The organism is Parapedobacter sp. 2B3, assembly GCF_041925275.1.
Classification (GTDB): Bacteria; Bacteroidota; Bacteroidia; order Sphingobacteriales; family Sphingobacteriaceae; genus Parapedobacter; species Parapedobacter pyrenivorans_A.
Genome location: NZ_JBHEUZ010000008.1, coordinates 165,629 through 190,367, shown reverse-complemented (window position 1 = coordinate 190,367; position 24,739 = coordinate 165,629). Strand labels below are relative to the sequence as shown.

The 24,739-nt window shown below is 51.5% G+C and carries 19 protein-coding genes; 8 read left to right on the top strand and 11 right to left on the bottom strand.

All coding sequences use genetic code 11. The annotated features are described in order from the left end of the window. The first annotated feature begins 17 nt into the window (after nucleotides 1–17). On the top strand, nucleotides 18–917 hold the full coding sequence (locus tag ACEVG1_RS11145; RefSeq protein WP_374743745.1) for a DMT family transporter: 900 nt from the start codon (nucleotides 18–20) through the stop codon (nucleotides 915–917). On the opposite strand, the gene ACEVG1_RS11140 is transcribed toward ACEVG1_RS11145, so the two are convergent. Together ACEVG1_RS11140 and gltB are read right to left on the bottom strand one after the other, a co-directional pair. After that, nucleotides 914–2,380, bottom strand: a complete 1,467-nt coding sequence (locus tag ACEVG1_RS11140) for a glutamate synthase subunit beta (protein ID WP_374743744.1) — start codon at nucleotides 2,378–2,380, stop codon at nucleotides 914–916. The two genes, ACEVG1_RS11145 and ACEVG1_RS11140, sit on opposite strands and share 4 nt — an antisense overlap. Nucleotides 2,381–2,394: 14 nt before the next feature. After that, nucleotides 2,395–6,909: a glutamate synthase large subunit gene (gltB, locus tag ACEVG1_RS11135; RefSeq protein ID WP_374743743.1), complete on the bottom strand. Its 4,515-nt coding sequence runs from the start codon at nucleotides 6,907–6,909 to the stop codon at nucleotides 2,395–2,397. Between the two features lie 315 nt (nucleotides 6,910–7,224). Between gltB and ACEVG1_RS11130 the strand changes: the two genes are divergently transcribed. From ACEVG1_RS11130 to aroB, 3 genes are read left to right on the top strand one after another with little or no spacing between them, the layout of a single operon-like run. Next, a complete protein-coding gene (locus ACEVG1_RS11130) occupies nucleotides 7,225–7,434 on the top strand; it encodes an RNA-binding S4 domain-containing protein (RefSeq protein WP_374743742.1) in 210 nt (69 codons plus the stop codon). A 2-nt stretch (nucleotides 7,435–7,436) separates the two neighbouring features. Beyond that, on the top strand, nucleotides 7,437–7,859 hold the full coding sequence (locus tag ACEVG1_RS11125) for a hypothetical protein (RefSeq protein WP_374743741.1): 423 nt from the start codon (nucleotides 7,437–7,439) through the stop codon (nucleotides 7,857–7,859). Nucleotides 7,860–7,867: 8 nt separating this feature from the next. Continuing rightward, on the top strand, nucleotides 7,868–8,938 hold the full coding sequence (aroB, locus tag ACEVG1_RS11120; RefSeq protein WP_374743740.1) for a 3-dehydroquinate synthase: 1,071 nt from the start codon (nucleotides 7,868–7,870) through the stop codon (nucleotides 8,936–8,938). Nucleotides 8,939–8,973: 35 nt separating this feature from the next. Here the strand turns inward: aroB and lpxB are convergent, their stop codons facing one another. The 9 genes from lpxB to ACEVG1_RS11075 form a co-directional block, all read right to left on the bottom strand. Beyond that, nucleotides 8,974–10,083 carry a lipid-A-disaccharide synthase gene (gene lpxB, locus ACEVG1_RS11115; RefSeq protein WP_374743739.1) on the bottom strand — a complete coding sequence of 370 codons (1,110 nt, stop codon included), beginning with the start codon at nucleotides 10,081–10,083 and terminating at the stop codon, nucleotides 8,974–8,976. A gap of 5 nt (nucleotides 10,084–10,088) precedes the next feature. Continuing rightward, nucleotides 10,089–11,297 (bottom strand): porin, encoded by a 1,209-nt coding sequence (locus ACEVG1_RS11110; protein ID WP_374743738.1) that lies wholly within the window; start codon nucleotides 11,295–11,297, stop codon nucleotides 10,089–10,091. Nucleotides 11,298–11,343: 46 nt separating this feature from the next. Beyond that, nucleotides 11,344–12,387 carry an agmatine/peptidylarginine deiminase gene (locus ACEVG1_RS11105; protein WP_374743737.1) on the bottom strand — a complete coding sequence of 348 codons (1,044 nt, stop codon included), beginning with the start codon at nucleotides 12,385–12,387 and terminating at the stop codon, nucleotides 11,344–11,346. Between the two features lie 54 nt (nucleotides 12,388–12,441). Next, nucleotides 12,442–13,314 (bottom strand): carbon-nitrogen hydrolase, encoded by an 873-nt coding sequence (locus ACEVG1_RS11100; RefSeq protein ID WP_374743775.1) that lies wholly within the window; start codon nucleotides 13,312–13,314, stop codon nucleotides 12,442–12,444. A 66-nt stretch (nucleotides 13,315–13,380) separates the two neighbouring features. Further along, on the bottom strand, nucleotides 13,381–14,250 hold the full coding sequence (locus ACEVG1_RS11095; protein ID WP_374743736.1) for a hypothetical protein: 870 nt from the start codon (nucleotides 14,248–14,250) through the stop codon (nucleotides 13,381–13,383). A 71-nt stretch (nucleotides 14,251–14,321) separates the two neighbouring features. Then, nucleotides 14,322–15,797 (bottom strand): RNA polymerase factor sigma-54, encoded by a 1,476-nt coding sequence (gene rpoN / locus ACEVG1_RS11090; protein WP_374743735.1) that lies wholly within the window; start codon nucleotides 15,795–15,797, stop codon nucleotides 14,322–14,324. A 120-nt stretch (nucleotides 15,798–15,917) separates the two neighbouring features. Beyond that, the gene (gene trxA, locus ACEVG1_RS11085; RefSeq protein ID WP_374743734.1) at nucleotides 15,918–16,235 is read right to left on the bottom strand and encodes a thioredoxin; all 318 of its coding nucleotides are present in this window, start codon (nucleotides 16,233–16,235) and stop codon (nucleotides 15,918–15,920) included. A gap of 140 nt (nucleotides 16,236–16,375) precedes the next feature. Then, the gene (gene dnaE, locus ACEVG1_RS11080; protein ID WP_374743733.1) at nucleotides 16,376–20,806 is read right to left on the bottom strand and encodes a DNA polymerase III subunit alpha; all 4,431 of its coding nucleotides are present in this window, start codon (nucleotides 20,804–20,806) and stop codon (nucleotides 16,376–16,378) included. A 164-nt stretch (nucleotides 20,807–20,970) separates the two neighbouring features. Continuing rightward, entirely contained in the window at nucleotides 20,971–21,612 is a 642-nt protein-coding gene (locus ACEVG1_RS11075; RefSeq protein WP_374743732.1) for a DinB family protein, read from the bottom strand. Between the two features lie 214 nt (nucleotides 21,613–21,826). On the opposite strand from ACEVG1_RS11075, the gene ACEVG1_RS11070 reads away from it, so the two are divergent. From ACEVG1_RS11070 to ACEVG1_RS11055, 4 genes are all read left to right on the top strand, one after another. After that, nucleotides 21,827–22,915, top strand: coding sequence for a mandelate racemase/muconate lactonizing enzyme family protein (locus ACEVG1_RS11070; protein WP_374743731.1), 1,089 nt, complete (start codon nucleotides 21,827–21,829; stop codon nucleotides 22,913–22,915). 69 nt (nucleotides 22,916–22,984) lie between these two features. After that, a complete protein-coding gene (locus ACEVG1_RS11065; protein ID WP_374743730.1) occupies nucleotides 22,985–23,203 on the top strand; it encodes a hypothetical protein in 219 nt (72 codons plus the stop codon). Then, the gene (locus ACEVG1_RS11060) at nucleotides 23,203–23,613 is read left to right on the top strand and encodes a putative toxin-antitoxin system toxin component, PIN family (protein WP_374743729.1); all 411 of its coding nucleotides are present in this window, start codon (nucleotides 23,203–23,205) and stop codon (nucleotides 23,611–23,613) included. The genes ACEVG1_RS11065 and ACEVG1_RS11060 overlap by 1 nt, the downstream gene beginning before the upstream one ends. Before the next feature lie 93 nt (nucleotides 23,614–23,706). Next, on the top strand, nucleotides 23,707–24,687 hold the full coding sequence (locus ACEVG1_RS11055) for a deoxyhypusine synthase family protein (protein WP_374743728.1): 981 nt from the start codon (nucleotides 23,707–23,709) through the stop codon (nucleotides 24,685–24,687). Nucleotides 24,688–24,739: the final 52 nt, after the last annotated feature.

Sequence of the window (24,739 nt, the reverse complement as noted above, 5' to 3'; positions counted from 1 at the left end):
TTAACCAGCCAGCCCCCATGGGAAGCCTCGTACCCGGTCGCAATCTATTTATCTTGCATAGCACGGTCGTTGTGTGGGGGTTTACGGGTATACTAGGTAATTTGATATCCATTTCGGCCGTACCGTTGGTCTGGTACCGGGTATTGATTGCGGCGGTTTCGTTGGCCGCCTACTTTTGCCTTAAAAGACAGTCGTTTATGGTGAGTCGACGGCAATTCATCCATTTTTTCTTAACCGGCGGCCTTGTTGGACTGCATTGGGTGCTTTTTTTTGAGTCGATAAAGGTGTCGACGGTCTCGGTCACGTTGGTGTGCCTTTCGTCTGTTACCTTGTTTACGGCCATCATCGAGCCGTTGTTTTATCGTCGGCGCACGTCAAAGGTTGATGTCTTCATCGGCCTACTGATCATTATCGGTATTTATCTCATTTTCAGGTTCGAGAGTGATTATATCCGTGGTATCGTATTGGGATTGTTTGCTGCATTGGCTGCAGCGCTTTTCGGTACCATCAATTCCAAGCTGGTCAAACAAAGTGGTGCTGCCGTCATCAGCTTCTATGAGATGCTGGGTGCGTGGATATGGGTTTCCGCTTTTATATTGCTAATCGGTGGGTATGGGGATACGATGGGGATTGAAGGAAGGGATTTCGGTTATTTGATGATGTTGGGTACACTCTGCACAGCGGGGGCATACGTTGCAGCTATCTCCGTGATGAAAGAAATCAGTGCATTCCGCGTGGCGCTCGCCAGCAATTTGGAACCCATCTATGGCATTCTATTGGCTTGGCTGTTTTTCGGCCAACGCGAAAAAATGAGCGCCGGCTTCTATGCCGGCGCCCTGATTATTTTCTGTGCGGTTTTTTTATATCCGATACTGAAATTCCGGCTTACAAAGAAGCGACAGGAACCTATTGCCTAAGCGTAGTCAAATACGGCATCTTTGCTTTCCAGCTCGGAATACCCCATGAGGTATTCGTCTACTTTCCGTGCGCATTCGCGGCCTTCGGATATCGCCCAAACCACAAGCGACTGGCCGCGGCGCATATCGCCGGCCGTGAAAACCCGGCCAACAGAAGTTTGATAGTCGCCTTCTACTGCTTGTACGTTGCCACGGCCGTCAAGTTCTACGCCCAATTGCTGCAATAAACCCTCATGCTGTGGATGCAGGAAACCCATTGCCAGCAGTACGAGCTCGCACGGCAACTCCCGTTCGGACCCTTCCACTTCGGTGAATTTGACCGGCCGGCCTAAATGGTCCTGTTCCCACGCAAGGTCGACGATGCGCACGCCCTTGAGGTTGCCATTTTCGTCCCCCACGAATGCTTTTGTGCCGATACCCCACTCGCGTTCGCATCCTTCTTCGTGCGAGGTGGTGGTTTTCAGCAACATGGGGTAATTGGGCCAGGGCATTGCCGCCGTGCGCTCTTTAGGTGGCTGCGGCATCAGCTCGAATTGCGTTACCGATTTGGCACCGTGACGATTTGACGTGCCCACGCAGTCCGAACCGGTATCGCCACCGCCGATGACAAGGACATTTTTGCCCGATGCCAGGATGTCCTTTTCAGCGAACGGTGAGTTGCCCACCCGCTTATTTTGTTGCTTGAGAAACTCCATGGCGAAGTGTACGCCATTGAACTCCCGTCCGGGGATGTTCAAGTTGCGGGGTATGGTCGATCCACCCGCCAGTACGACCGCGTCATAAGCTTGTAGTTCGGTTGCTGGCACATTGCTGCCCACCTCGGCATTGCACCTAAACACTACGCCTTCTTCCTCCATCAGTTTTATACGCCTGTCTATCACCCATTTATCCAGCTTGAAATCAGGGATGCCATAACGGAGCAATCCGCCCGGTTTATCATCCCGTTCATACACGGTCACCTCATGGCCCACCTTAATGAGTTGCGCAGCCGCGGCGAGCCCGGCTGGGCCACTGCCCACCACGGCCACCCGTTTCCCGGTCTTCAGGTGTACCGGCCGTGCTTTGATAAATTCCCGCTTGAATGCGATTTCGATGATGTGTTTTTCAATTTCCTCAATGGCCACTGGCGGGCGGTTGATTCCCAGTACGCAGGCCGACTCACACGGGGCCGGGCAAATGCGCCCGGTAAACTCCGGGAAATTATTGGTGGATGTCAATATCTGGTAAGCGTCTTCCCACCTGCCGTCGTACACCGCATCATTGAATTCGGGGATAACGTTGCCCAACGGGCAGCCTGAGTGGCAGAATGGGATGCCACAATTCATGCACCGAGCGGCCTGGTTATTCAACTGCTCGTCGCTGTAGGCGTGTACAAATTCATTGTATGTTTTTTTACGGTCGGCGACAGTGTCCTTCTTCGGAAGCACCCGCTCAAACTCCTTAAATCCGGTTGGTTTTCCCATGTTGTTTATGACGTTTATGCTTCTACTAATGTTGACCGTAACACGTTCTTGTATTCACGCGGGAATACTTTGATGAAACAAGCCTTTTCTGTTTTCCAGTTCTTTAAAATCTCCGAAGCGCGTTTGCTTCCCGTGAGGTGGATGTGCCGTTTGAGCAATGCGATGATCACTGTTTCATCTTCTGTTTCCAGTGGATCGAGGTCAACCATCTCCGTATTGCAGTTGTCCCTGAAGGTGCCTTCCACGTCATATACCCACGCAATCCCACCGCTCATGCCGGCAGCGAAGTTACGTCCGGTAGCACCCAGTATCAGTGCCCGTCCGCCGGTCATGTACTCGCAACCGTGGTCGCCCACGCCTTCTACCACGGCAGTTGCTCCCGAATTGCGCACAGCAAATCGCTCCCCGGCTTGGCCACAAACGAAAAGGTGCCCCGACGTGGCTCCGTAGAGCGCCACATTGCCGATGATGATGTGTTCATGCGGTACCCGTGGGCTGTCCTGGTGGGGGTATATGGCCAACTGGGCACCGGAAAGCCCCTTGCCCACGTAGTCATTTGCTTCGCCTTCCAATTCAAATGACAATCCCTTAGCGGCGAATGCGCCGAAACTCTGTCCTGCCGAACCGATAAATTTGTAGTTGATCGTGTTGTCGGGCAACCCTTCGCCCCCGTATACCTTTGAGACCTCATTGGAAAGCAGGGTGCCGATCGTCCGATCCGTGTTTTTCACGTTGAATGTACCAAATACCGGCGTCTTGCTATCCAAGGCTTTCCGTGCTTGTTTCACCAAGCCCCAATCCAAAATCATGTCCAACCCGTGATCCTGTTGTTCCGTTTGGTAGAGGGTGTCACCCGAGCGGCTATGAGCCACATGCAGGATACGCGAAAGGTCCAGTTTGTTGATTTTCCAATGTTCGGTGTTTTCCCGTTTTTTAAGGAATTGCGCCCGGCCCACCATTTCGTTGATGGTACGGAATCCCAATTCGGCCATAATCTCACGAAGCTCTTCCGCCAAAAACCGGAACAGGTTGACAATGTCGTCCGGTTTCCCGGTGAAAAGTTTGCGCAGTTCGGGATCTTGCGTGGCCACACCTACCGGACACGTATTCAGGTGGCATTTGCGCATCATGATGCATCCCCCGGCAACCAAAGCTGCGGTGGCTACGCCCCATTCTTCGGCCCCCAGCAGTGTCGCAATGGCAATATCCCTGCCTGTTTTGAGCTGCCCGTCAGTCTGCAATACCACCCGGCTGCGAAGGCCGTTTTTTACCAGGGTTTGATGGCTCTCAGCAAGGCCCAGTTCCCATGGTAGCCCAGCATGCTTGATCGAGCTGATAGGCGACGCCCCGGTCCCGCCGTCGTAGCCTGCGATGAGGATCACGTCGGCATGGGCTTTCGCAACACCGGCGGCAATGGTTCCCACACCAGCCTTTGATACGAGCTTCACGTTGATGCGCGCTTCCCGGTTGGCGTTTTTCAGGTCGAAAATCAATTGGGCCAAATCCTCGATCGAATAGATATCGTGGTGGGGTGGGGGGGAAATCAACCCCACACCCGGGGTGGAGTGCCTTACCTTGGCGATCCATGAATCTACTTTATGGCCGGGCAGTTGCCCCCCCTCTCCAGGTTTTGCTCCCTGGGCCATCTTTATCTGGAGCTCGTCGGCCTGTGTGAGGTAGTTGGATGTCACCCCGAAACGACCCGATGCAACCTGTTTGATGGCCGACCGCATCGAATCGCCATTGGGGAGTGGGATGTAACGCATTTCGTCCTCCCCACCTTCGCCCGTGTTGCTCTTTCCGCCGATGCGGTTCATCGCGATGGCCAGCGTGCTGTGTGCCTCGTGTGATATCGAGCCGAAAGACATCGCACCCGTAGCGAAGCGCCTCATGATGTTTTCCGCCGGTTCCACTTCATCAATGCTGATGGACGAGCGATGCCGCGCGAAATCGAGCAGGCCGCGTATCGTGTACCGTCGCTCCCGCTGGTCGTTGATGTGGGCCGCATACTTCTTGTATGTTTCGTAATCGCCTGTACGGCAGGCGTGCTGAAGCAGATGGACGGTCTGCGGGTTGAAGAGGTGTGCCTCACCCCGCCTTTTCCATTGGTATATGCCCCCTTCGGTCAGCAGGTTTTTCGCATTGCGCGTACTGGTAAAACCACGGTGGTGTTTGCTCAATACCTCGCGTGCGATATCATCAAGATCCAATCCGCCGATGCGGGATACGGCACCACAGAAATAAAGGTCTACGACCTCTTTGTTGATGCCCAACACTTCGAATATCTGGGCACCGTGGTATGACTGCAGGGTGGAGATGCCCATCTTGGAAAAGATTTTGAGCAGTCCGCCGCATACGGCCTTCACGTAATTCTTGGCCAGTTGTGGCCAGGTCAGCGTGGTATCCAGTAATTTTTGTTCCTTAAGCGTGCGGACGGTCGCCAACGCCATATACGGGTTGATAGCCGTGGCACCGAATGCCAAGAGGCATGCGAAATGGTGTACCTCCCATACGTCACCGCCCTCAACCACCAAACCTACCGCTCCTCGATGGCCTGTTTTGATCAGGTGGTGGTGCACCGCGGAAACCGCTAGCAGTGACGGGATGGCCGCATGTTGTGAGTCGATAGCACGATCCGAGAGGATAATCACTTCAAATCCGTCACGCACTGCATCTTCGGCGTACCGGCACAAGCGATCCAACCCGTCTTTCAATGCACCCGGCTTGCCGTTGGCATTGAAATAGCATTGCAGGGTTTTGGCCTGGAATATGCCGGTATCGATGCTGCGCAGCTTTTCGAGTTCCCGGCTGGTTATGATCGGATGCTCCAATGCCACACAGTGGCAATGCATCTTATTTTCATCCAGGATGTTCCCGGCATTGCCGATGAACGTGGCGAGGCTCATTACCAGCCGTTCCCGGATCGGATCGATAGGTGGGTTGGTTACCTGTGCAAAGAATTGCTTGAAGTAACTTGATAGGTGCTGCGGGTGGTTGGAAAGCACGGCCAAAGGGACATCGGTACCCATCGAGCCGATAGGCTCTTTGCCATCCAATGCCATCGGTGTAATGATGTGTTCCACATCTTCCCGCGAATAGCCGAATATCTGCTGGAATTTGAATACCGACTCTTTGGAAAGATAAGTAAAGGTGACCCGTGGTTCCGCGAGTTCATCCATCCGGATTTTATATTGGTGTAGCCAATCCTCATACGGCTGGCGTGCGGATAGCTCACCCTTTACCTGGTCGTCCGAAAGGATTTCACCTTTCTCCATATCAATCAGGAAAATCTTGCCTGGTTGTTGGCGGCCCTTCTTTATGATGGTACGTTCGTCTACAGGGAGAGCGCCAGCTTCCGATGCTACGATGACGCGGTCGTCAGACGTGATGGCAAAACGTAGCGGCCGTAATCCGTTGCGATCGAGCATGGCGCCGATGGTGGTGCCATCGGTGAAGCACAGTGCAGCGGGGCCATCCCACGGTTCCATCAACGTGGCATGATACTCGTAAAACGCCTTTTTGAGCGGATCCATCTGCGTGTTCCCATCCCACGCTTCGGGCACCATCATCAGCATGGCATGGGCCACGCTACGGCCACTGTGCAGCAGGAGTTCCGCCACATTGTCCAAACAAGCCGAGTCCGATTGGTGGCCGTCTACCACGGGCAGTAAAATCTGCATTTCTTCTTCCGTGAAATAGGGAGAAGACAACGAGCGGAGCCCCGCATAAAACCAATTGAGGTTTCCGGTTAGTGTATTGATTTCTCCGTTGTGTGCAAGCATACGGAAGGGTTGTGCCAATTGCCACGAAGGAAACGTATTGGTGGAAAACCGGGAATGGACCAATCCGAACGCAGAAGTTACGCGTTCATCCGAAAGGTCCGGAAAATACGTGCCCACCTGATAGGTGGTAAGCTGGCCCTTGTAAACTATCACTTTGCACGAAAGCGAAGCAATATAGAGGTCTTTGGCAAAGCCCGGTGTTTCCTGTGCTTTTTTGGTGATAAGCCGCCGCAGTACAAACAGTTTCCGTTCGAAATCTGCCGTTGTGCCCACCCCTTCGGGGCGGGATACAAAAAACTGAACAATATCCGGCTCCACGCTCAATGCCGTGCTGCCGATCCCTTCGGGGTTTACCGGTACGGACCGGAATCCAAGGAACTCCATTCCGCGTTCCTCCGTTGCCTGCCGGATAATTTGCCTACATTGTTCGTTCGCGTCGGTGTCTTTCGGCAAAAAAGCCATCCCGGTGCCGTAATAGCCGGGTTCGCTTAGCTGGATGCCCAAAGATATGCATTCTTCCCAAAGAAACTCGTGGGGGAGTTGAAGCATGATTCCCGCACCGTCCCCACTTTCCGGATCGCAGCCACAGGCCCCCCTGTGTTCCATGTTTTCCAACATTGTCAACGCATCCCGCACCTGGGTATGCGTTTTGTTGCCTTTGATGTTAGCTACAAAACCTACCCCGCACGCATCGTGCTCAAAATCAGGTTGGTAAAGCCCCTCCGGTCGTGTCAATATATCCGTCATCCTATTTAGTTAGCTGTATTTAATTTGCTAAATTAGTAATTATTTCGGGAAATATTTGATTTTTTTTAATTTTTTATCATTTACGTTAATAATTACCTATTAAATACTGTTTTTATTGATAAAATGATAATTATATGTAGGTCTGGTTGTGCGGATTGCAATGGATGGTGTATTTTACTGGCTGGGCTTGTATTATCAAGGATGTTGGTTTGCCCGCAATTAACAGTATATTCCTGCTATACAAACTCCCAGTGTCAGCGCAGAGACCAGTAAATTGCTGTGCAATCCTATCAATAATTTCTCTAAGTTTGCAGCATGGATACCTATCAAATCAAAGGGGAATACATTCAATTGATCCAGTTACTCAAGGTGCTCAACTGGGTGGAACATGGTGGAGAAGCCCAAGCCATCGTATCGGCCGGACAGGTTCGGTGCAACGGTGAGGTGGATTACCGTAAGCGGCTGAAGGTCAGGCCGGGCGATACCGTGGAGTTTGATGGAAAACGGGTACATATCATTGAATAGTTATGAAAGGGATATTTTCGATTGCATTAGTCGTTGCGCTATGCGCTTGCCAAGGGCGTGATAATGCCAATAAACCCTATATTTTAATAATTCCCGTCGAGGCATATGCGGCTAAAGGGAAGGACGCGGTGGTCGAAAAAATCGAATCAGATACCGTGGAAGTGCCTTCCGCGCTGGCAGCGTTTTCCAAGGGTATTCAGAAATATGCCGCGGTATTGATGCATGTGGAGCAATTCCCCGATTCAATAAAGGGGGTGAAGGGCCTTGATATCGTCGATGACAAGGGTCGGCATATCGTCCATACCGTCCCGCAACACCAGCGCGATAGCGTCATCATGCATTTTATCCAATTTGCACGGAGTTCGGACATCCCGTACTATGAGCGCGTGAAGGATTTTGAATTGAAACTGATGAAAGCAAGATAATAAGTTAGATGGGTGAAAACAGCATAACGAGTGTAGGCTACGACGTAATTTTTGATAACACGTTAGCCGCATTGGATCATTTTATCCAAGCAAGCGATTATTCCAATATACTGATACTTACCGATAGGAATACCAGTGCACACTGCCTGCCGGTACTTCAAGCGGCGGTACCGCGGCTCCGGGAGCGCGACATCATTGAAGTCGACCCGGGTGAGGAAAATAAAAACATCGACTTCTGCGTGGGTATCTGGAAAATGATGCTCGACTTCGGTGCCGATCGGCAAAGCCTGTTGATCAACCTAGGCGGCGGGGTGGTAACCGATATGGGTGGTTTTGCGGCTTCCACATTTAAACGTGGGATCGACTTCGTTCAAGTACCAACTACGTTGCTATCGCAGGTAGATGCCTCCGTGGGCGGCAAAACGGGCATCGATATGGACAACGTAAAGAACATTATCGGTACGTTCACCCAACCAAAAGCTGTATTTATCGCCACGAAATTTTTGGAAACCTTAGCCAAGAGGCAACTCGTGTCTGGCTTTGCCGAGGTAATCAAACACGGGTTGATTGCTGACCGTGCTTTTTATGAAACGGTGAAAAAAAAGAACGCGGAAGCGATGGACCTAGCGGATATCATGCATTCTGTATCCATCAAGAATAACGTGGTAACCCAAGACCCGCACGAAAAGGGCCTACGTAAAATCCTGAACTTCGGGCATACGATTGGGCATGCCATCGAAGGTTATTCACTTACCCATGACCGCGACCCGTTGCTGCACGGTGAAGCGATTGCCGTGGGCATGATTTGTGAAGGTTATCTCGCCCGGCGCCTGAATGGCTTGGGAGAGGCGGGGTTGGCCGATATCATCCAAACATTTCGTCAACATTTTCCCGATTATCGGTTCGGCAGGGAAATCTACGGGGAGCTGGTCGGTTTAATGAAAAACGACAAGAAAAATGCCGGTAACCGCATTGGCTTTGCCCTACTCAATGACATTGGAGCGTGCGACATCGATGTTTTCGTGGAAGAGGGGATGATCCGCGAGAGCCTTGATTTTTACCGGGGCTTGGTTGGTTAACCCGCACGGGTAGCCGCTCCTTTTGGAGCGAGTATTTACTTCAGAAATGCCGTTATCAGGCGGGCCGTGTGGTCGGACGCACCGGGTTCGCCCATCTTATCGGCCAGCAAATCATAGTTTTCAAGGATATTGTCCCGGTATTCCTTGTTATTGATGAGGAGGTCCAATTCATCCGCAATGCGGTCTGCATTGCAGTCCTTTTGGATGAGTTCGCGTACGGCAAGCATATCCGTGATGAGGTTTACCAATGAGATGAACCGTACCTTGATGACCATCCTGGCGATCGCAATGGAGAGGGGGTTGGCTCTGTATACCACTACCTGCGGAACCCGCAATAACGCGGCCTCCAACGTGGCCGTTCCACTCGTCACCACGGCGGCCTCGGCGTGCTTCAGTAGATCGTACGTGGCATCAAAAACCACCGGCAACGTCAATCCTGCCATGTGTTGCCCGTAAAACTCCTCGGTAAAGTTAGGTGCCCCCGCAACGACACAATGATGGCCCGGAAACAGCCGCGAGGTATTGGCCATGATGGGAAGTATCCGTTTGATTTCCATCGCCCGGCTGCCGGGCAGCAGGGCGATTACGGGCTTGTCTGTCAGGTGGTGTTCTTCAAGGAACCGTGGATTAACGGTGTGGTCTGCTATCGCATCGAGGAGCGGGTTGCCTACATAGTCTACTTCCATGCCCCATTTTTTGTAAAAATCCACCTCAAACGGAAGAATGCAAAACAACTTGTCGACAACGCGCTTGATCTTCAATACCCGTTTTTGATTCCATGCCCAAACTTTCGGCGAGATGTAATAGCATATGGGAATATTGATCTTTTTGCCAAACTCGGCAATTTTGAGATTGAAGCCCGGAAAATCGATAAGCACGAGTGTATCTGGTTTGTGGGCCGCAATATCGGCCTTTACCGTACGCAGGTTTCTGGCAATGGTCCGGATGTTGGCCAGCACTTCAACAAAACCCATAAATGCCATTTGCGAGGTATGGATCACGGCGGTTTCACCCGTGGCCTGTTGCATGCGATCCCCGCCTACTATGCGGAACTGGGCGTCAGCATCAGCCGATTTCAACGCATGGATCAGATTGGCGCCGTGCAGGTCGCCCGACGTCTCTCCGGCTATGATATAATACCTCATTTTGATTAGATACCCAGCTCAATCTGGAATGTTCCGCCCCAGTGGTTGTCGAGATGGTCCGTCCGGTAGATGCCATCGGCAACCTGGTAATGGGCATTAAGTTGCAATTTCAACCGGTGTGCACGGAAATACTTTGTCAATCCCAATTCGATAACGTCGGTTTGGGCTTCCAATGCACGGATATCGTCGTGCGGTTTAATCCAGGTGTACCGGCCGGCGAGTTCATATCCGGCTTCCCGGTTGATCACGTACGAGAGCTGTTGGTTTACCCCTTGCCCCTTAAAGGCATGGGTCGGTTCCCCTTCCTCGTCAACGGTGATGGGGTCGTCGACAGCGCGCTTCATGTATTCCACCTGGTAGGCCCATCCACGATATTTTAAGATGGCGTCATAAAATGATGTTTTTAGCGTTAGTGGCGCACCGAGGTATCCGCCCGTTTGGCCATGTACCCGCGTGGTGCGGTCGTTGAAGCTGTAGCCCCCGCCGATGGAAAGTTTCGGCGTTTCCTCGTATTCAAGGTCGCCTTCATAATAGTCGCCCCCGTTGGTGAAGGCGCCTAATGGTAAAAATTCAGCTCTTCCGGTATACGCCAGCCCGTCATCGGTCATGTTGGCAACGCGCCCTTCACCGGTTGTGATGGCCCCCTTAAAGTGGACGGGCACCGACCCGATTTTCGGTGAATAATAGGCTTTGATGCCAAAGTCGCGATCTACATTGAAAGTCGCATTGACCAATGAACGCTCGGCAAATTGGAGCTCGCCCGAGGAGTTGACCCGCTGTCGGTTGCCCGGTAACTTATTTAGGCCGAAGGCCATATAGAAATTGTCGGTAAAGTTGTAGAAGATAACAGCGTCGCGCACCAGGTTAGGCACATCGGTGTCGTCATAATCTTGGTCGCCACGGGTGAAACCCAGTTGAATGCTATAGGAGAGTTTCGGATTGTAGATGTAGCCATCCATGCGGAGGCGCAACCGCCTGATCCGGGCCTCCAGGCTCTCGGCACTGAAGTCGTTGCCACTAGCGGAAGTGTATTTCAAACGGCTTTGCATCCGGAAACGGAAGTTGATGTAGAAGGTGGAGTCGTCGCCGGCGTATTGGATGCCTTTGAAGTTTTCAATCGTCGGCCGTTCGTCGCTCTCCCGTTGGGCCAGTGCGTTTAACGTGGTAACCAATAGTACGAGGATGGTAAGAAAGGGAAGTAACGTCTTGTTCATTGTCGATTGGTATTTATGTGAAAACGAGTTACTGATGGTGCTGCTGTCACTGCGGTTCCTGCTGGCTAAGGCAATGCCAACTACCGAGGCCCCAAATGATGTCGGTACTGTCTATGCCTACGACCTTCCGGTCCGGGAAACACCCGGTCAAGATGTCCAGTGCCCGTTGGTCATTTCTATCGTCACGGTATGTGGGTACCACCACGGCCGCATTGGCAATATAGAAATTGGCGTACGATGCCGGAAGTCGTTGGCCGTCATAAACCACTGGTGCTGGCATGGGCAGCTCCACGATGTTGAGCGGCTTGCCATTTTCCAGTCGCATCGCCTTGAGCATCCGTAGGTTTTCCTGTAGGATGCCGTAGTTTTCGTCGGCGCGGTTCTCTTCGATGACAGTAACCACCGTGTCGGCGTTTACAAACCGTGTGATGTCGTCGATGTGACCGTCTGTATCGTCTCCAACAATACCATCGCCCAGCCACAGCACCTGTGAAATACCGTAGTATTCACGGAGATAGTTCTCCAGCTGTTCCTGGGTGAGCTGCGGATTGCGATTTTCATTCAACAGGCATGCCTTAGTGGTAAGGACTGCGCCTTGGCCGTTGAAATCAACCGATCCGCCCTCCATCACGATGCCCGGATGGAAAACGGGAAGGTCCAATGCCTTGCCTACAAGGGTCGGGATAACGTCGTCTTGCTCGTAGGGCGGGTATTTGTTCCCCCACGCGTTGTAGCCCCAGTCCACAATGGCCTTTCCGATGTGCTTATCACGGTTTATCAAAAAGGCGGGGCCATGATCGCGGCACCAGGCATCATCCGTTGGGTGGTGGAAGAAGCGGATGTTGCCCAGGTCTACACCGGCCGCCGACAAATGGGCGGTAGCCAGCCTTTCCATCGCATGGTCTGCCACGTTGATGCATACCTGTTCACCAAGGGATACTTCCCGGATAAATGCGCAATAAGGGGCGTATACTGCCTCCAGTTTGCCCGGCCAGCTGGCTTCCTTGTGGGGCCAGCTCAACCACGTGGCGCGGTGGGGGTGCCACTCGGCGGGAAAATGATAACCTAGCTTTTTGGGTGTAGCAGTCATACTTTGCAAAAGAACGAAGGGTTTTTGGAAACAAATTGGAAAACCGCGCTCGACTTACTCGTCGATAAACCGCTTGGTTATCGGCTGGTAGCTATCAATCCGCCGATCGCGCAAAAAAGGCCAATGCTTGCGGAAATAGTCCGATTGCGACAGGTCGACTTCGGTGACCTGCGTCTCCTCTGCATCATGGGATGCCAGATACAATAGCTTTCCCTGCGCATTGGTCACAAAACTTCCGCCCCAGAACTTCATGGCGCCGTCCTGCTCAAAACCTACGCGGTTGACACTCACCACCGGAAGCCCGTTGGCCACCGAATGGCTCCGTTGGATGGTTTGCCATGCGTTGTATTGGTCTTCGTTGGTTTCCTCATCCTGGTCGGTGGCCCAGCCGATAGCGGTGGGGAAGAAAAGGATTTCAGCCCCCATCAATGCCGTGATACGGGCCGCCTCGGGGTACCATTGGTCCCAGCAGATAAGTACCCCGATGGTTGCATAGCGGGTTTTGAAAACCTTGTAGCCGAGGTCACCCGGCGTGAAATAAAACTTCTCATAAAAACCGGGGTCATCGGGGATGTGCATCTTGCGGTACTTTCCCAAGTAGGTCCCGTCGGCATCGATAACAGAAGTTGTGTTGTGGTAAAGGCCCTCGGCCCGTTTTTCAAAAAGAGAGGCCACAATGACCACACCCAACTCGCTCGCTACGGCCTGCAACGCCTCTGTGGACGGACCGGGGATCGCTTCCGCTAGTTCAAAATTGTCATAGCTTTCCACATCGCAGAAATAAAGCGATGTAAACAACTCCTGGAGGCAAATTAACTGCGCCCCCTTGGCCGCTGCTACCCGAATCTGATCAATGGCTTTACTGAGATTCGTAGCCTTGTCAGCCACGCAACTCATCTGTACAGTCCCGATTTTCACGTTAGTCATCATACACATTCCGTTATCGGTGCAAAGGTACGACTAATTGCAATAGTAAAAAAGGCTACGCACGTGCTAGTAAGCCAGTTGGTAGGCAGCCACCTCGTTTTTCAGGAATGTGGGCACAATAACCAGTTTCTGGCTGGGTACGAAACCAATATCAGCCGTGTTCGATTTCTCCGGTTGCGTATCAACCAGTACGGTCGTTTCGCTGCCGCGGATGAAGAAAATCTCGCCATGCCACCTGCTCGCTACGAATGTGCTGTCGTTGAGGATGACGAGGCCATCGCCACCGGTCACTTCTGCATTGATGACTTCCTGGGTGTATTCGCCGTCTTTGCTGAATTTTTTCAAACCTTCGCCGTCCAGCGAATAAAGGTGTCCATCGTAGCATTCCAGCCCGTTCACACCCTTGTTGTCGGATGATACGACGGAATAACCTCCGTCGGTGGCCAAGGCATAGATGTTGCCGGTGCGGCTATCTGAAAAATACACCTGCTGGCCATCGGTAGCCGCATCGTTCAAGAAGACCGCCCCTTCTACAGGGATTGTTTTTTCGATCGTTGCCGAGGCTATGTCGATGATTTTCACCTCGTCAATATCCGTTACATACAGTTTTTCGCCAAGAATAGCCATACCCTTCGGGGCGTGGAGGTTCCCTTCCACCCATTTGAGGTCGCGGATGGTCCCATCGGTATTGATGGCCGAGATGAACCCATCGTTGTCCTTGTCTCCGGCTTTGGTGTTGCCGTTCGAAACGTAGATGATGTCGGCAGCCGGGTCATAAAGGGTCGATTCCGACCCTGTGAATACCGTGTCGGTTTTCCACACTTGCGTCAGTTCCGGGGTTACCGTCGCCGTTTCGGTGGTGCTCCCATTTTGGTTCCCTACACAACCCCCTAGTGCTAATGCGGCACCCGCTGCAATCAGAAATGAATTGTTCATGATATTTAGTCTTTAGTCGTAAGTCTTTAGTCTTTAATCCTTATCCTTCATCTATTGTCTGATGTCAATCCTTAAAGTTCCTTCCGTAACCGTGCCACGGGGATTCCCATGGCCTCCCGGTACTTGGCAACGGTACGGCGCGCAATGGTGTACCCTTTCTCTTTCAATATTTCGGTAAGTTTCTCATCGGCCAGTGGCTTCCGCTTGTTTTCCGTAGAGATGCACTCTTCCAGTATCTTTTTGACTTCCTTGTTGGATACTTCCTCGCCACTGTCCGTTTGGATGGCCTCTGAAAAGAACGATTTCAGCAAGAACGTTCCAAACTCCGTCTGCACATATTTGGAGTTGGCCACCCGCGAAACGGTAGAGATATCCATGTCGATGCGGTCAGCGATATCCTTTAGGATCATCGGTTTGAGCTGCCGTTCATCAGCCGTCAGGAAATATTCGTATTGATAGTTCATGATGGCATTCATAGTCTTGAGCAGCGTCTGCTGCCGTTGCTTGATGGCATCGATGAACCACTTGGCCGAGTCTAGTTTTTGTTTGACAAACTGGACGGCCTCTTTCATTTTCTTGTCTTTTTGTGCTGCTTTGTCGTAATGGTCAAACATTTCCTGGTACGAGCGGCTTACGCGGAGCTCCGGCGCATTGCGGGCGTTCAGGGTGAGATGGAGCACACCATCGTTGTTGGAGATGTGGAAATCGGGAATGATGTGCAACTGCTTCCCCGCTACGGCACCTGAGTCTCCGGGTTTCGGATTGAGTTTCAGGATTTCATTGACAATTTCTTTCAGTTCTTCCGAACCGATATTGAGTGCACGCTCAAGCTTGTCGTAATGTTTCTTGGTAAATTCGTCGAGGTGGTCTTCTACTACCGTAACCGCTTTCCGGATGACCGGGTTTTCCTGGTCCTTTTTCCTGAGCTGAATCAATAGGCATTCCTGCAGGTCGCGGGCACCGATCCCCGCCGGATCGAACCCTTGGATAATTTTCAGGATGTCGGCCACCTCGTGCTCTTCAGCTATGACGTTTTGGGCGAAAGCCAAATCGTCGATCAACGAGGATATCGGCCGCCGTAGATAGCCGTCGTCATCCAGGCTGCCGATGATCTGCTGGCCGATAAGGAAATCCTTGTCAGACAGGGCCAACAGGTCGAGTTGCTGTTGTAGATTTTCAAAAAAAGAATTTTGGATGGCTATCGGGATTTCCTTGCGGTCGTCTTCATCATCCCCATTGTTGCTTTGGCCTGATCCGTAGTCGTTTACATCATCCGCTTGCAGGTAATCATCCACGTTGAATTCGTCCAGTTCGCCAGATTGGTCGTCTTCATTGAAGCTGTCGTCGTCCGGATCCTTGTCCGGGTATTCCTCAACAGGTTCGTTCATGTTGGCCAGGCTGATGTCTTCCAGCGCCGGATTTTCTTCCAGCTCTTCTTTGATACGCGTATCCAATGATACGGTAGGCACCTGCAGCAACTTGATAAATTGGATTTGCTGCGGTGAAAGTTTCTGTAGTAGCTTTTGTTGTAAAGTCTGTTTTAGCATAATTTAAATACTTCACAAACATACAGAAAATACAGTAAACCTGCATGCGGTGCCCTTAATGAAAAAACATAGCCCGTGGTTGTTCAACCACGGGCTATGCCATAGGGTTTGTACGTTGCCTTAAAGTTGTTTGGCTAATTTGTCCGCAAGTACCGACTTGGGTACAGCACCGATCTGCTTATCCACAATCTCGCCATCTTTGAAAAACAAAAGTGCCGGGATATTGCGGATGCCATACTTGACCGAAATGTCAGGATTGTAGTCAACATTAACTTTGCCAACAACGGCCTTGCCGTCGTATTCATTCGCCAATTCCTCCACGATGGGACCTACCATGCGACAAGGGCCACACCACTCCGCCCAAAAATCTACCAATACAGGCTTGTCTGATTGAAGTACAACCTCATCGAAGTTGCTGTCTGTGATTTCTAATGCCATAATATTTAATCGTTATAGTTGCTTTTTTGTTATTTGCTTTTTTGCTCGCCGCCTTTACCGACACCTCTCACCTCTCACCAGCTTTCCACAAAGATAACGATCAAAATCGTTGCCAAGGCATAAATGCCGACAATCTGACATTAATTTAACTTGTAATGGACCCCGTTTATTTGGGTAAGTGTGTCGATGAAATCATTGCTAAGATTGATTTTCAGTCCTTTAGAAGGCATCTCGATGCTGATTTCCGATTCAATGTCGCGGATAGCAAACCGCAGTTGGCACGTTTTATTCTCGTATTGCTCCATGTTGGTGTTCACCAGCCGTTGTATACGGTCAACCACGCCATCATTCAGTTCGTGGAGCGGCACTTGTATGGTCAGGCTTTTGGCAAGCTTGTCGCGTAAATCAGAGAGCAGTTGCATGCCCTTTATTTCAAACCCCCAATTGCCGGCTTGGCGATACCGTTCGGCAATGATGCCGCGTAGCTGTACGAAATACCCTTCGTTCAGGTAACCTTTCATTTTTACGTATTCCTCGCCAAAGAGGGCTATTTCGAACGCATCGGAATAATCTTCCACCAACATGACGCCAAACGGTTTTCCATTTTTGGTAATCCGGTGGCTGGCAGCGGTGATCATGCCACCGATCGTCAGCTCGCGGTTTTTTATTTTGTTGAATTCATCGCGCACTTCGTCAGCTACCTCTGTCTGCTTCACCTTGTCAATCAAGGTGAGGAGCTTAACCGAATGTTGGCAGAAATGCTCGATTTCGAACCGGTAACTATCCAAGGGGTGGCTGGTCAGGTAGATGCCGATGACGTCTTTTTCGTATTTGAGCTTTTCGATCAACCCCCATTCGGGGCAATGGGGGAGGGCTGGTTCCGGAATCTCCACGTTGCTGCCCCCGCCAAATAGGCTCACTTGCGCCGAGTTTTCGTTTTCGCGATATTTTGCACCGTATTTCAATGATTTTTCAAGCACGGTGCTTCCGTCGCCATCAACGTGGAAGTACTGCGCCCTATGGGTGTTCGTGAAACAATCGAACCCGCCCGCATAGGCCAAGCTTTCAAACGCCTTTTTATTGGCTACACGTAAGTCTACCCGCCGGGCCAAATCAAAAATGGATAAATAAGGCTTGTTCTTCCGGCTTTCCACGATGGTATCTACGGCACCTGCACCCACCCCTTTCACGGCACCCATTCCGAAGCGGATGGCTCCTATATTGTTTACCGTAAACTTGTAGTAAGATTCGTTTACATCGGGACCAAGTACCTGCAATTCCATCCGTTTGCATTCTTCCATGAAAAACGTCACCTGTTTGATGTCGTTCATGTTATTTGAAAGCACTGCAGCCATGTATTCCGCTGGGTAGTGGGCTTTTAGGTAGGCTGTTTGATACGCCACCCACGCATAGCAGGTAGAGTGCGATTTGTTGAATGCATAGCTGGCGAAGGCCTCCCAGTCTTTCCATATCTTTTCGAGCACCTTCGCCGAATGGCCGTTGGCGGCCGCCTGTTCAACGAATTTTGGTTTCATTTTGTCTAGTACATCGCGCTGTTTCTTTCCCATGGCCTTACGCAGCACGTCGGCCTCGCCTTTCGTGAAACCGGCTAACTTCTGCGAGAGTAGCATCACCTGCTCCTGGTAGACCGTGATGCCGTACGTCTCCTTGAGGTATTCCTCGCAGGCGTCAAGGTCGTAGGTAATAGGTTCATGGCCGTGCTTGCGCCGGATGAAGCTGGGGATGTATTCCATAGGTCCCGGCCGGTAAAGTGCATTCATCGCAATCAAGTCGCCGAAAACCGTCGGTTTCAGTTCCTTCATGTATTTCTGCATGCCGGGCGACTCGTATTGGAAGATGCCGACCGTCTCGCCCCGTTGGAAAAGCTCGTACGTTTGCGGGTCATCTATAGGAAATTCATCCGGATCAAGCTCCACGCCGTGCCGGTGTTTAACGATCTTTACGGTATCTTTAATAAGCGTGAGGGTCTTAAGCCCCAAGAAGTCCATTTTGAGCAACCCGGCGCTTTCTACTACGGCGTTGTCAAATTGGGTCACGTACAGTTCGGAATCCTTGGCCGTGGCTACCGGTACGAAGTTGGTGATGTCGTCGGGCGTGATGATGACCCCACAGGCGTGGATGCCCGTGTTGCGGAGCGAACCTTCCAGTACTTTAGCTTGCCGGATGGTCTCCGCTTCGAGTCCATTCCCTTCGGCCATGGACACCAGTTGCTGCACATTTTCTATTTCATCGCCGCGCAAAGCACTTTTGAGTGCTTTGGCGTCCATGTTGAAGATTTTATTGAGTTTCAGGTTGGGGATGAGTTTCGCGATTTTGTCGGCTTCAAACAGGGGGAGGTCCAGTACCCGTGCCGTGTCGCGGATGGAAGACTTCGCCGCCATGGTGCCGTAAGTGATGATCTGGGCTACCTGGTTGGCACCATACTTGCCGATCACGTAGTCCATTACGCGCCCGCGGCCTTCGTCGTCAAAATCGATGTCGATATCGGGCATGGAAATACGGTCGGGGTTGAGGAACCGTTCGAAAAGCAGGTCGTAAGCAATGGGGTCGATATTGGTGATGCCAAGACAGTAAGCTACTGCCGATCCGGCGGCCGACCCCCGGCCCGGCCCCACCGATACGCCCATATCGCGGGCCGCCGCAATGAAGTCCTGCACAATCAAGAAGTATCCCGGATAGCCAGTCCGCTCAATCGTTGCCAGCTCAAAGTCCAACCGCTCGCGGATGTCGGGTGTGAGGTCGGGATAGCGCTTTTCGGCTCCTACGTAGGTAAGGTGGCGCAAATACTTATTCTCTCCGCGTTTGCCGCCGTCTTCCCGATCTTCCGTCACCAGGAATTTCTCCGGTATTTCAAACTTGGGGAGCAATACATCACGGTATAGGGAATACGGTTCCGTTTTGTCGACAATCTCTTGGATGTTGAGGATGGCTTCCGGTAGGTCCGCAAATGTCTTTTTCATTTCCTCGCCCGATTTGAAATAGTATTCGTCATTGGGTAGCCCGAAACGGAAGCCCCGTCCGCGGCCTTTCGGGGTAGCGAGCTTTTCGCCATCTTTCACACACAGCAGGATATCGTGCGCGTGGGCGTCCGCTTTATCGATATAATATGTGTTATTGGTCGCAACCGTTTTTACTCCGTGTTTGGCAGCCAAGGTGGCGAGGCTTTCATTTACCCGGTTTTCATCCTCCTGCCCATGCCGCATCATTTCGATGTAGAAGTCTGCGCCAAAGGTATTTTTCCACCATACCAACGCTTCCTCCGCTTGGTTTTCACCCATGTTGAGCAGTTTGTTGGGTACCTCGCCATACAGGTTGCCCGATAGCACGATGACATCTTCCTTGTATTGTTCCACGATCGCGCGGTCAATACGTGGTACGTAGTAAAACCCTTTGGTATAGGCGATGGAGGCCATTTTCGCTAGGTTGTGGTAGCCGGTTTTGTTCTTGGCTAGGAAGACAACCTGGTATCCATTGTCCTTCCGGGATTTGTCGGTATGGTTCTCGCACACGTAGAACTCGCAGCCTACAATCGGTTTGATTTCAGTTTCGGTGGGTGCTTCCCCCGCCTCTGTGGCTACTTTGTTTCTGGCAGCCACGGCCTTGTTGTGATTGAGTACGGCACTTACAAACTGAAAGGCACCCATCATGTTGCCGTGGTCGGTAATGGCTACGGCCGGCATTCCGTGGGCGGCTGCTGCCTTGACCAGGCTCCCGACGGAAATGGTGGATTGCAATACCGAAAATTGGGTGTGGTTGTGTAGGTGCACAAAGTCCACCGCCGCCATGTCGCGTTTGTTGGCTTCCAGGTCCTGTGTCGGAATCGCCGTTTGCTGCTTGTTTTGCAGCCGCTTGCGGACTTCGTCTGACGCTGCTTTGAGATTGACGTGCGAGAGGCCCGCGGGCGGTATAGGCTGCGGGTTGCGTTGGCGAAATTCGACGAAATAACCGGAATCTACTTGCAACTCAGCGGGCGAGAAAACCTCCCGTTTGACCAATTCGAGGAAACAGCGTGTGGTAGCTTCCACGTCGGCCGTTGCGTTATGCGCTTCGGCAAAGGGCGCCCCGAAAAGGTACTGATGCAGCTCGGTGAGGTTGGGCAGTTTGAATTTGCCACCGCGGCCGCCGGGTATCCTGAGCAATTCCGCGGTTACCTCCGTACAGGTGTCGAGCACCGGCAGTTGGGCCATCGGTGAGTCGATGCCAGCCCGGTGAAATTCACAACCCATGATGTTGATGTCGAACCCGATGTTTTGGCCAACAACGAATTTTGCCTTGGCAAGGGCCTCGTTGAATTGATGGAGCACGTGGGCCAAGGGTGCTCCCTGCTCGTCCGCGAGCTCCGTGCAGATGCCGTGTATCCGTTCGGCGTCAAACGGAATATTGAACCCATCCGGTTTAACCAGGTAGCTTTGGTGCTCGATGAGCTCGCCCATGGCGTCGTGGAGCTGCCAGGCCAGCTGTATGCAACGGGGCCAATTGTCTGTGTCAGTAATCGGAGCATCCCAGCGCTTGGGGAGACCGGTTGTTTCGGTATCAAAAATCAAATACATCGCTTGCCTCAAAAAAACCTGGTTGGATAAAAATACCCAAACAAACTTATGTTTTTTTGACGGAAAAGCCTAATGCCAGCCGGCCGTGGCTGGCATTAGTAACCCAAATGCCTGTAGGTGATATGGATTAGGTTTTCCACATCTGCCAAACCGGTCCTACCGCTTTATTTCGGGAAAGCGGCGTTTGCTTTCACCTCTTCGATTTGTAGGGTATGGCGCGCGGTATGTCCGGCGATGAACAACATGGAATGGTAAGTATCAACCGGTCCGAATGGAGAGTCGGCGATGTGGTTGCGCAGCTCGTCTACCGCCACATCCTTGAGATACGAAAGGATCACTTTCCGCTGCGCGCGGAAGTCGGCCATCGCCGCGGCCACATCCGTATAAGCCCCTTCACCAAGCAACGCTGCCGGTGCCTCTGCCTTGTGGCTTCTGTCGGTAATCCCATCAATAAGCTGCTGGTCGGTTACGGCTACCTCCGCTTTCCGCTCGGGGTTTGCCGGTTTGGCCATCGCCTCTTTGGCCATGCCGAAGAGCATTTTCTCCGTCTTGATGATATGCTCCACGCACTGGCTGATCGACCAGCTGTCGGCCGAAGGCTTGAACTGTAACTGTGCATTATTTAACCCCTTCAATTGTTCTGCTAACCGATTTTCCGTTTTCCGGTAGTAATCCAATAAAAACGCCTTGTCGTTCTGCACGGAGGTAACTCCACGCTCCAGTGGTTTTGCCGTGTTGGGAATAATCGTGGGGTGCGTAAACGAAAACGCCATGAAGGCGGCACCCAAAAGCAATAGCTTGTTCATAATCTTATGTTTTGTTCATTTCAAAAGTAATGATAGTAAGTGATAATCCGTAGGTGGTTGTTGCGACATTGTGGGGGGATGTTTACGACAAAACATTATTTTCATCCACTTATTTTTCCTTTATTTGGCTGATGAGAACTCGATGTAAATAATGATCCTCCTGTGTGTCAATATTATTTACATCTCGGTTTCGAGGCTCGCAATGGATAAGAAAATGAAGATCACCCACACCGAGATTTATCGGCTCAGCATTCCGATGGAGCCCTTCGTTATCGCCACCGGTACCATGGATTATGCACAGAATACATTTATCCGTATCCATACCGACCAAGACATTTACGGTGTTGGCGAATGCTCGGCCTTCCCGATGATCGTTGGCGAAACGCAGGATACCTGCCTGGTGCTCGCACGCGATTTCGCCCAATTGTGGGTGGGGAAAGACCCACTGGCTATCGGCGAACGGCTAGCCGAACTTGATGTCTTCGTGGCGCGCAACACGACCATCAAGAGTGCCTTTGATATGGCGTTGTACGACATCGCTGCCAAGCATGCGGGCGTGCCGCTATACCGTTTCCTGGGGGGTAGCGTGCGCGATATCGTTACGGACATCACGGTAGGTATTGGCGATCCGGCAGCCATGGCAAGCAAGGCCCTGGCCTTCAAAGACCAGGGGGCGGCCGTCCTTAAGGTTAAACTGGGGAAGCAACCGGTAGAAGATATTGAGCGTATCCGGGCAATCAGGGAGCAAGTGGGAGATGCCCTCTCCATCCGCATCGATGCCAACCAAGGGTGGAGCTACGATGGGGCGGTTATTGCCCTCCGCGGACTGCAGCCGTTCAACATCCAATTCTGTGAGCAGCCCATGCGGAGCTACAATGACCACCTGCTGCCGCAACTGCGTAAAGAAACCACTATCCCCATCATGGCCGATGAAAGTTGTTACGACCACCGCGACGCGGTGCGGCTGGCTACCCAGGGCGCCTGCGACTACATCAATATCAAATTCTCCAAATCCGGCGGTATCGCCGAAGCGCTACGGATACAACGGGCCGCCGCTGACCACCAGATTCCGTGCATGATCGGCGGCATGCTGGAAAGCCGCCTGGCCCTTTCCGCTAAGGTGCATTTCGCATGCGCCGCCCCCAATGTGCAGTTCTTCGATCTGGATACCTGCTTGCTTGGCCACCTCGAAGATCCCGTCATTGGTGGCGTCCGGTTCAATGGCTACGTCCTGTCGTTGCCCGAACAGCCGGGTATTGGGGCGGATATCGATGACACGTTCTTAATAAAATGTGAACGGTGACTTATCCTATTTTCTTTGCATTTTCGTACTTTCGTGTGAATTCGTACTTTTGTGTGAAAGGGAAGAGAAATGGCAACAGCATTAAAACCACATACCGAATTGAACCAAATGCAACTTACGTTGTTGAAGTTGTTTAATCGGCCAATGGCAGATAAAGAAATTGTGGAGTTAAGGGACGTTTTAGTTGAACATTACGATAAATTACTGAAAGAAGAACTCGGCAGGGTCGTGGAAGCGAAAGGGTATACGCAAGAGGATTTTGAAAAAATGCTCCATAAAGACAGTTGATGCGTGTGGTTATCGATACCAACTGCCTATTGGCTTCCATTCCACCTAAAAGCGGGTTTTATTGGCTTTACGAAGCGTTTAAGGCAAAGCGTTTTGAATGGATAGCTAGTAATGAAATTGTAGCGGAATACGAGGAGCAGTTGACCACAATGTATTCCAAAGGAACTGCTGAGTGGGTGTTAAGTATTTTTACAGCTGCCACTAACACCACGTTTGCCGAGCCTTACTTCAAATGGCAGTTGGTTGTCAGTGATCCAGACGACAATAAGTTTGCGGATTTAGCCATTTCTGAAAACGCAGACTACCTAGTGACCAACGACAAACATTTCAACGACCTGAAAAAAATTGATTTCTCGCAGGTCAATGTGGTAACAATACAGGAATTCAAGAAGATTCTAGACTATCGCTAAATATTCGGAGTAACCCGAATTCATGCCCGTTATCCGATAATAACCTGTCAAAATACGTACATTTGTAACCGTAAATCAAGCATAATATAAACGATGAGCAAAGAAAAGGGGGCGATTTCCCAATTTATCGAAAAGAATTACCTGCATTTCAACGCGGCCGCATTGGTCGACGCCGCCAAAGGCTACGAGGCACACCTCGATGCGGGCGGTAAAATGATGATTACCCTCGCAGGTGCGATGAGTACGGCCGAACTAGGCATTTCGCTCGCCGAAATGATCAGGGAGGATAAAGTGTCCATCATCAGCTGTACCGGTGCAAACCTCGAAGAAGATATCATGAACCTCGTTGCCCATTCACATTATAAGCGCGTGCCGCATTACCGCGACCTAAGTCCGCAGGACGAGTGGGATCTGCTGGAAAACCACTATAACCGGGTTACGGATACCTGTATTCCCGAAGAGGAAGCATTCCGCAGGATACAGCAGCATATCCACAAGATATGGAAGGATGCGGAGTTGGCAGGGGAGCGGTATTTCCCGCATGAGTACATGTACAAATTGCTCAATAGCGGCGTGTTGCAGCAGTACTACGAGATAGACCCGAAAAACTCATGGATGTTGGCAGCTGCCGAAAAAAACCTGCCTATTGTGGTGCCGGGTTGGGAAGACAGTACCATGGGCAATATTTTTGCGTCATACGTCATAAAGGGAGAGCTGAAAGCTACCACGATGAAAAGCGGCATTGAATATATGGTCTACCTTTCTGACTGGTATATCAAAAATTCCGGGGGCAAGGGTGTTGGCTTTTTCCAGATCGGGGGCGGCATAGCCGGCGACTTCCCGATATGCGTGGTGCCCATGCTGTACCAAGACATGGAGATGGAGAATATCCCTTTTTGGAGTTATTTCTGTCAGATATCGGACTCCACCACGTCTTACGGGTCATACTCGGGGGCTGTGCCCAACGAGAAAATAACGTGGGGTAAGTTGGACATCCATACACCCAAATATATTGTTGAATCCGATGCCACCATCGTTGCACCGCTGATCTTTGCGTGGATACTGGGGCAGTAGTTGGCTTGGTGACGGAACGCAGATGACTCGGATTAGCAAATAGCGCAAAGCA

Excerpts from the sequence above, each read along its gene's own strand:
- ACEVG1_RS11060 (WP_374743729.1), top strand. The coding sequence starts at position 23,203 with ATGCGTGTGGTTATCGATACCAACTGCCTATTGGCTTCCATTCCACCT.
- ACEVG1_RS11125 (WP_374743741.1), top strand. The coding sequence starts at position 7,437 with ATGAAAGGGATATTTTCGATTGCATTAGTCGTTGCGCTATGCGCTTGC.
- lpxB (WP_374743739.1), bottom strand. The coding sequence starts at position 10,083 with ATGAGGTATTATATCATAGCCGGAGAGACGTCGGGCGACCTGCACGGC.
- ACEVG1_RS11140 (WP_374743744.1), bottom strand. The coding sequence starts at position 2,380 with ATGGGAAAACCAACCGGATTTAAGGAGTTTGAGCGGGTGCTTCCGAAG.
- ACEVG1_RS11055 (WP_374743728.1), top strand. The coding sequence starts at position 23,707 with ATGAGCAAAGAAAAGGGGGCGATTTCCCAATTTATCGAAAAGAATTAC.
- ACEVG1_RS11095 (WP_374743736.1), bottom strand. The coding sequence starts at position 14,250 with ATGAACAATTCATTTCTGATTGCAGCGGGTGCCGCATTAGCACTAGGG.
- ACEVG1_RS11145 (WP_374743745.1), top strand. The coding sequence starts at position 18 with ATGGGAAGCCTCGTACCCGGTCGCAATCTATTTATCTTGCATAGCACG.
- ACEVG1_RS11110 (WP_374743738.1), bottom strand. The coding sequence starts at position 11,297 with ATGAACAAGACGTTACTTCCCTTTCTTACCATCCTCGTACTATTGGTT.
- rpoN (WP_374743735.1), bottom strand. The coding sequence starts at position 15,797 with ATGCTAAAACAGACTTTACAACAAAAGCTACTACAGAAACTTTCACCG.
- ACEVG1_RS11070 (WP_374743731.1), top strand. The coding sequence starts at position 21,827 with ATGAAGATCACCCACACCGAGATTTATCGGCTCAGCATTCCGATGGAG.
- gltB (WP_374743743.1), bottom strand. The coding sequence starts at position 6,909 with ATGACGGATATATTGACACGACCGGAGGGGCTTTACCAACCTGATTTT.
- ACEVG1_RS11065 (WP_374743730.1), top strand. The coding sequence starts at position 22,985 with ATGGCAACAGCATTAAAACCACATACCGAATTGAACCAAATGCAACTT.
- ACEVG1_RS11100 (WP_374743775.1), bottom strand. The coding sequence starts at position 13,314 with ATGACTAACGTGAAAATCGGGACTGTACAGATGAGTTGCGTGGCTGAC.
- ACEVG1_RS11075 (WP_374743732.1), bottom strand. The coding sequence starts at position 21,612 with ATGAACAAGCTATTGCTTTTGGGTGCCGCCTTCATGGCGTTTTCGTTT.
- ACEVG1_RS11105 (WP_374743737.1), bottom strand. The coding sequence starts at position 12,387 with ATGACTGCTACACCCAAAAAGCTAGGTTATCATTTTCCCGCCGAGTGG.
- dnaE (WP_374743733.1), bottom strand. The coding sequence starts at position 20,806 with ATGTATTTGATTTTTGATACCGAAACAACCGGTCTCCCCAAGCGCTGG.
- trxA (WP_374743734.1), bottom strand. The coding sequence starts at position 16,235 with ATGGCATTAGAAATCACAGACAGCAACTTCGATGAGGTTGTACTTCAA.
- aroB (WP_374743740.1), top strand. The coding sequence starts at position 7,868 with ATGGGTGAAAACAGCATAACGAGTGTAGGCTACGACGTAATTTTTGAT.
- ACEVG1_RS11130 (WP_374743742.1), top strand. The coding sequence starts at position 7,225 with ATGGATACCTATCAAATCAAAGGGGAATACATTCAATTGATCCAGTTA.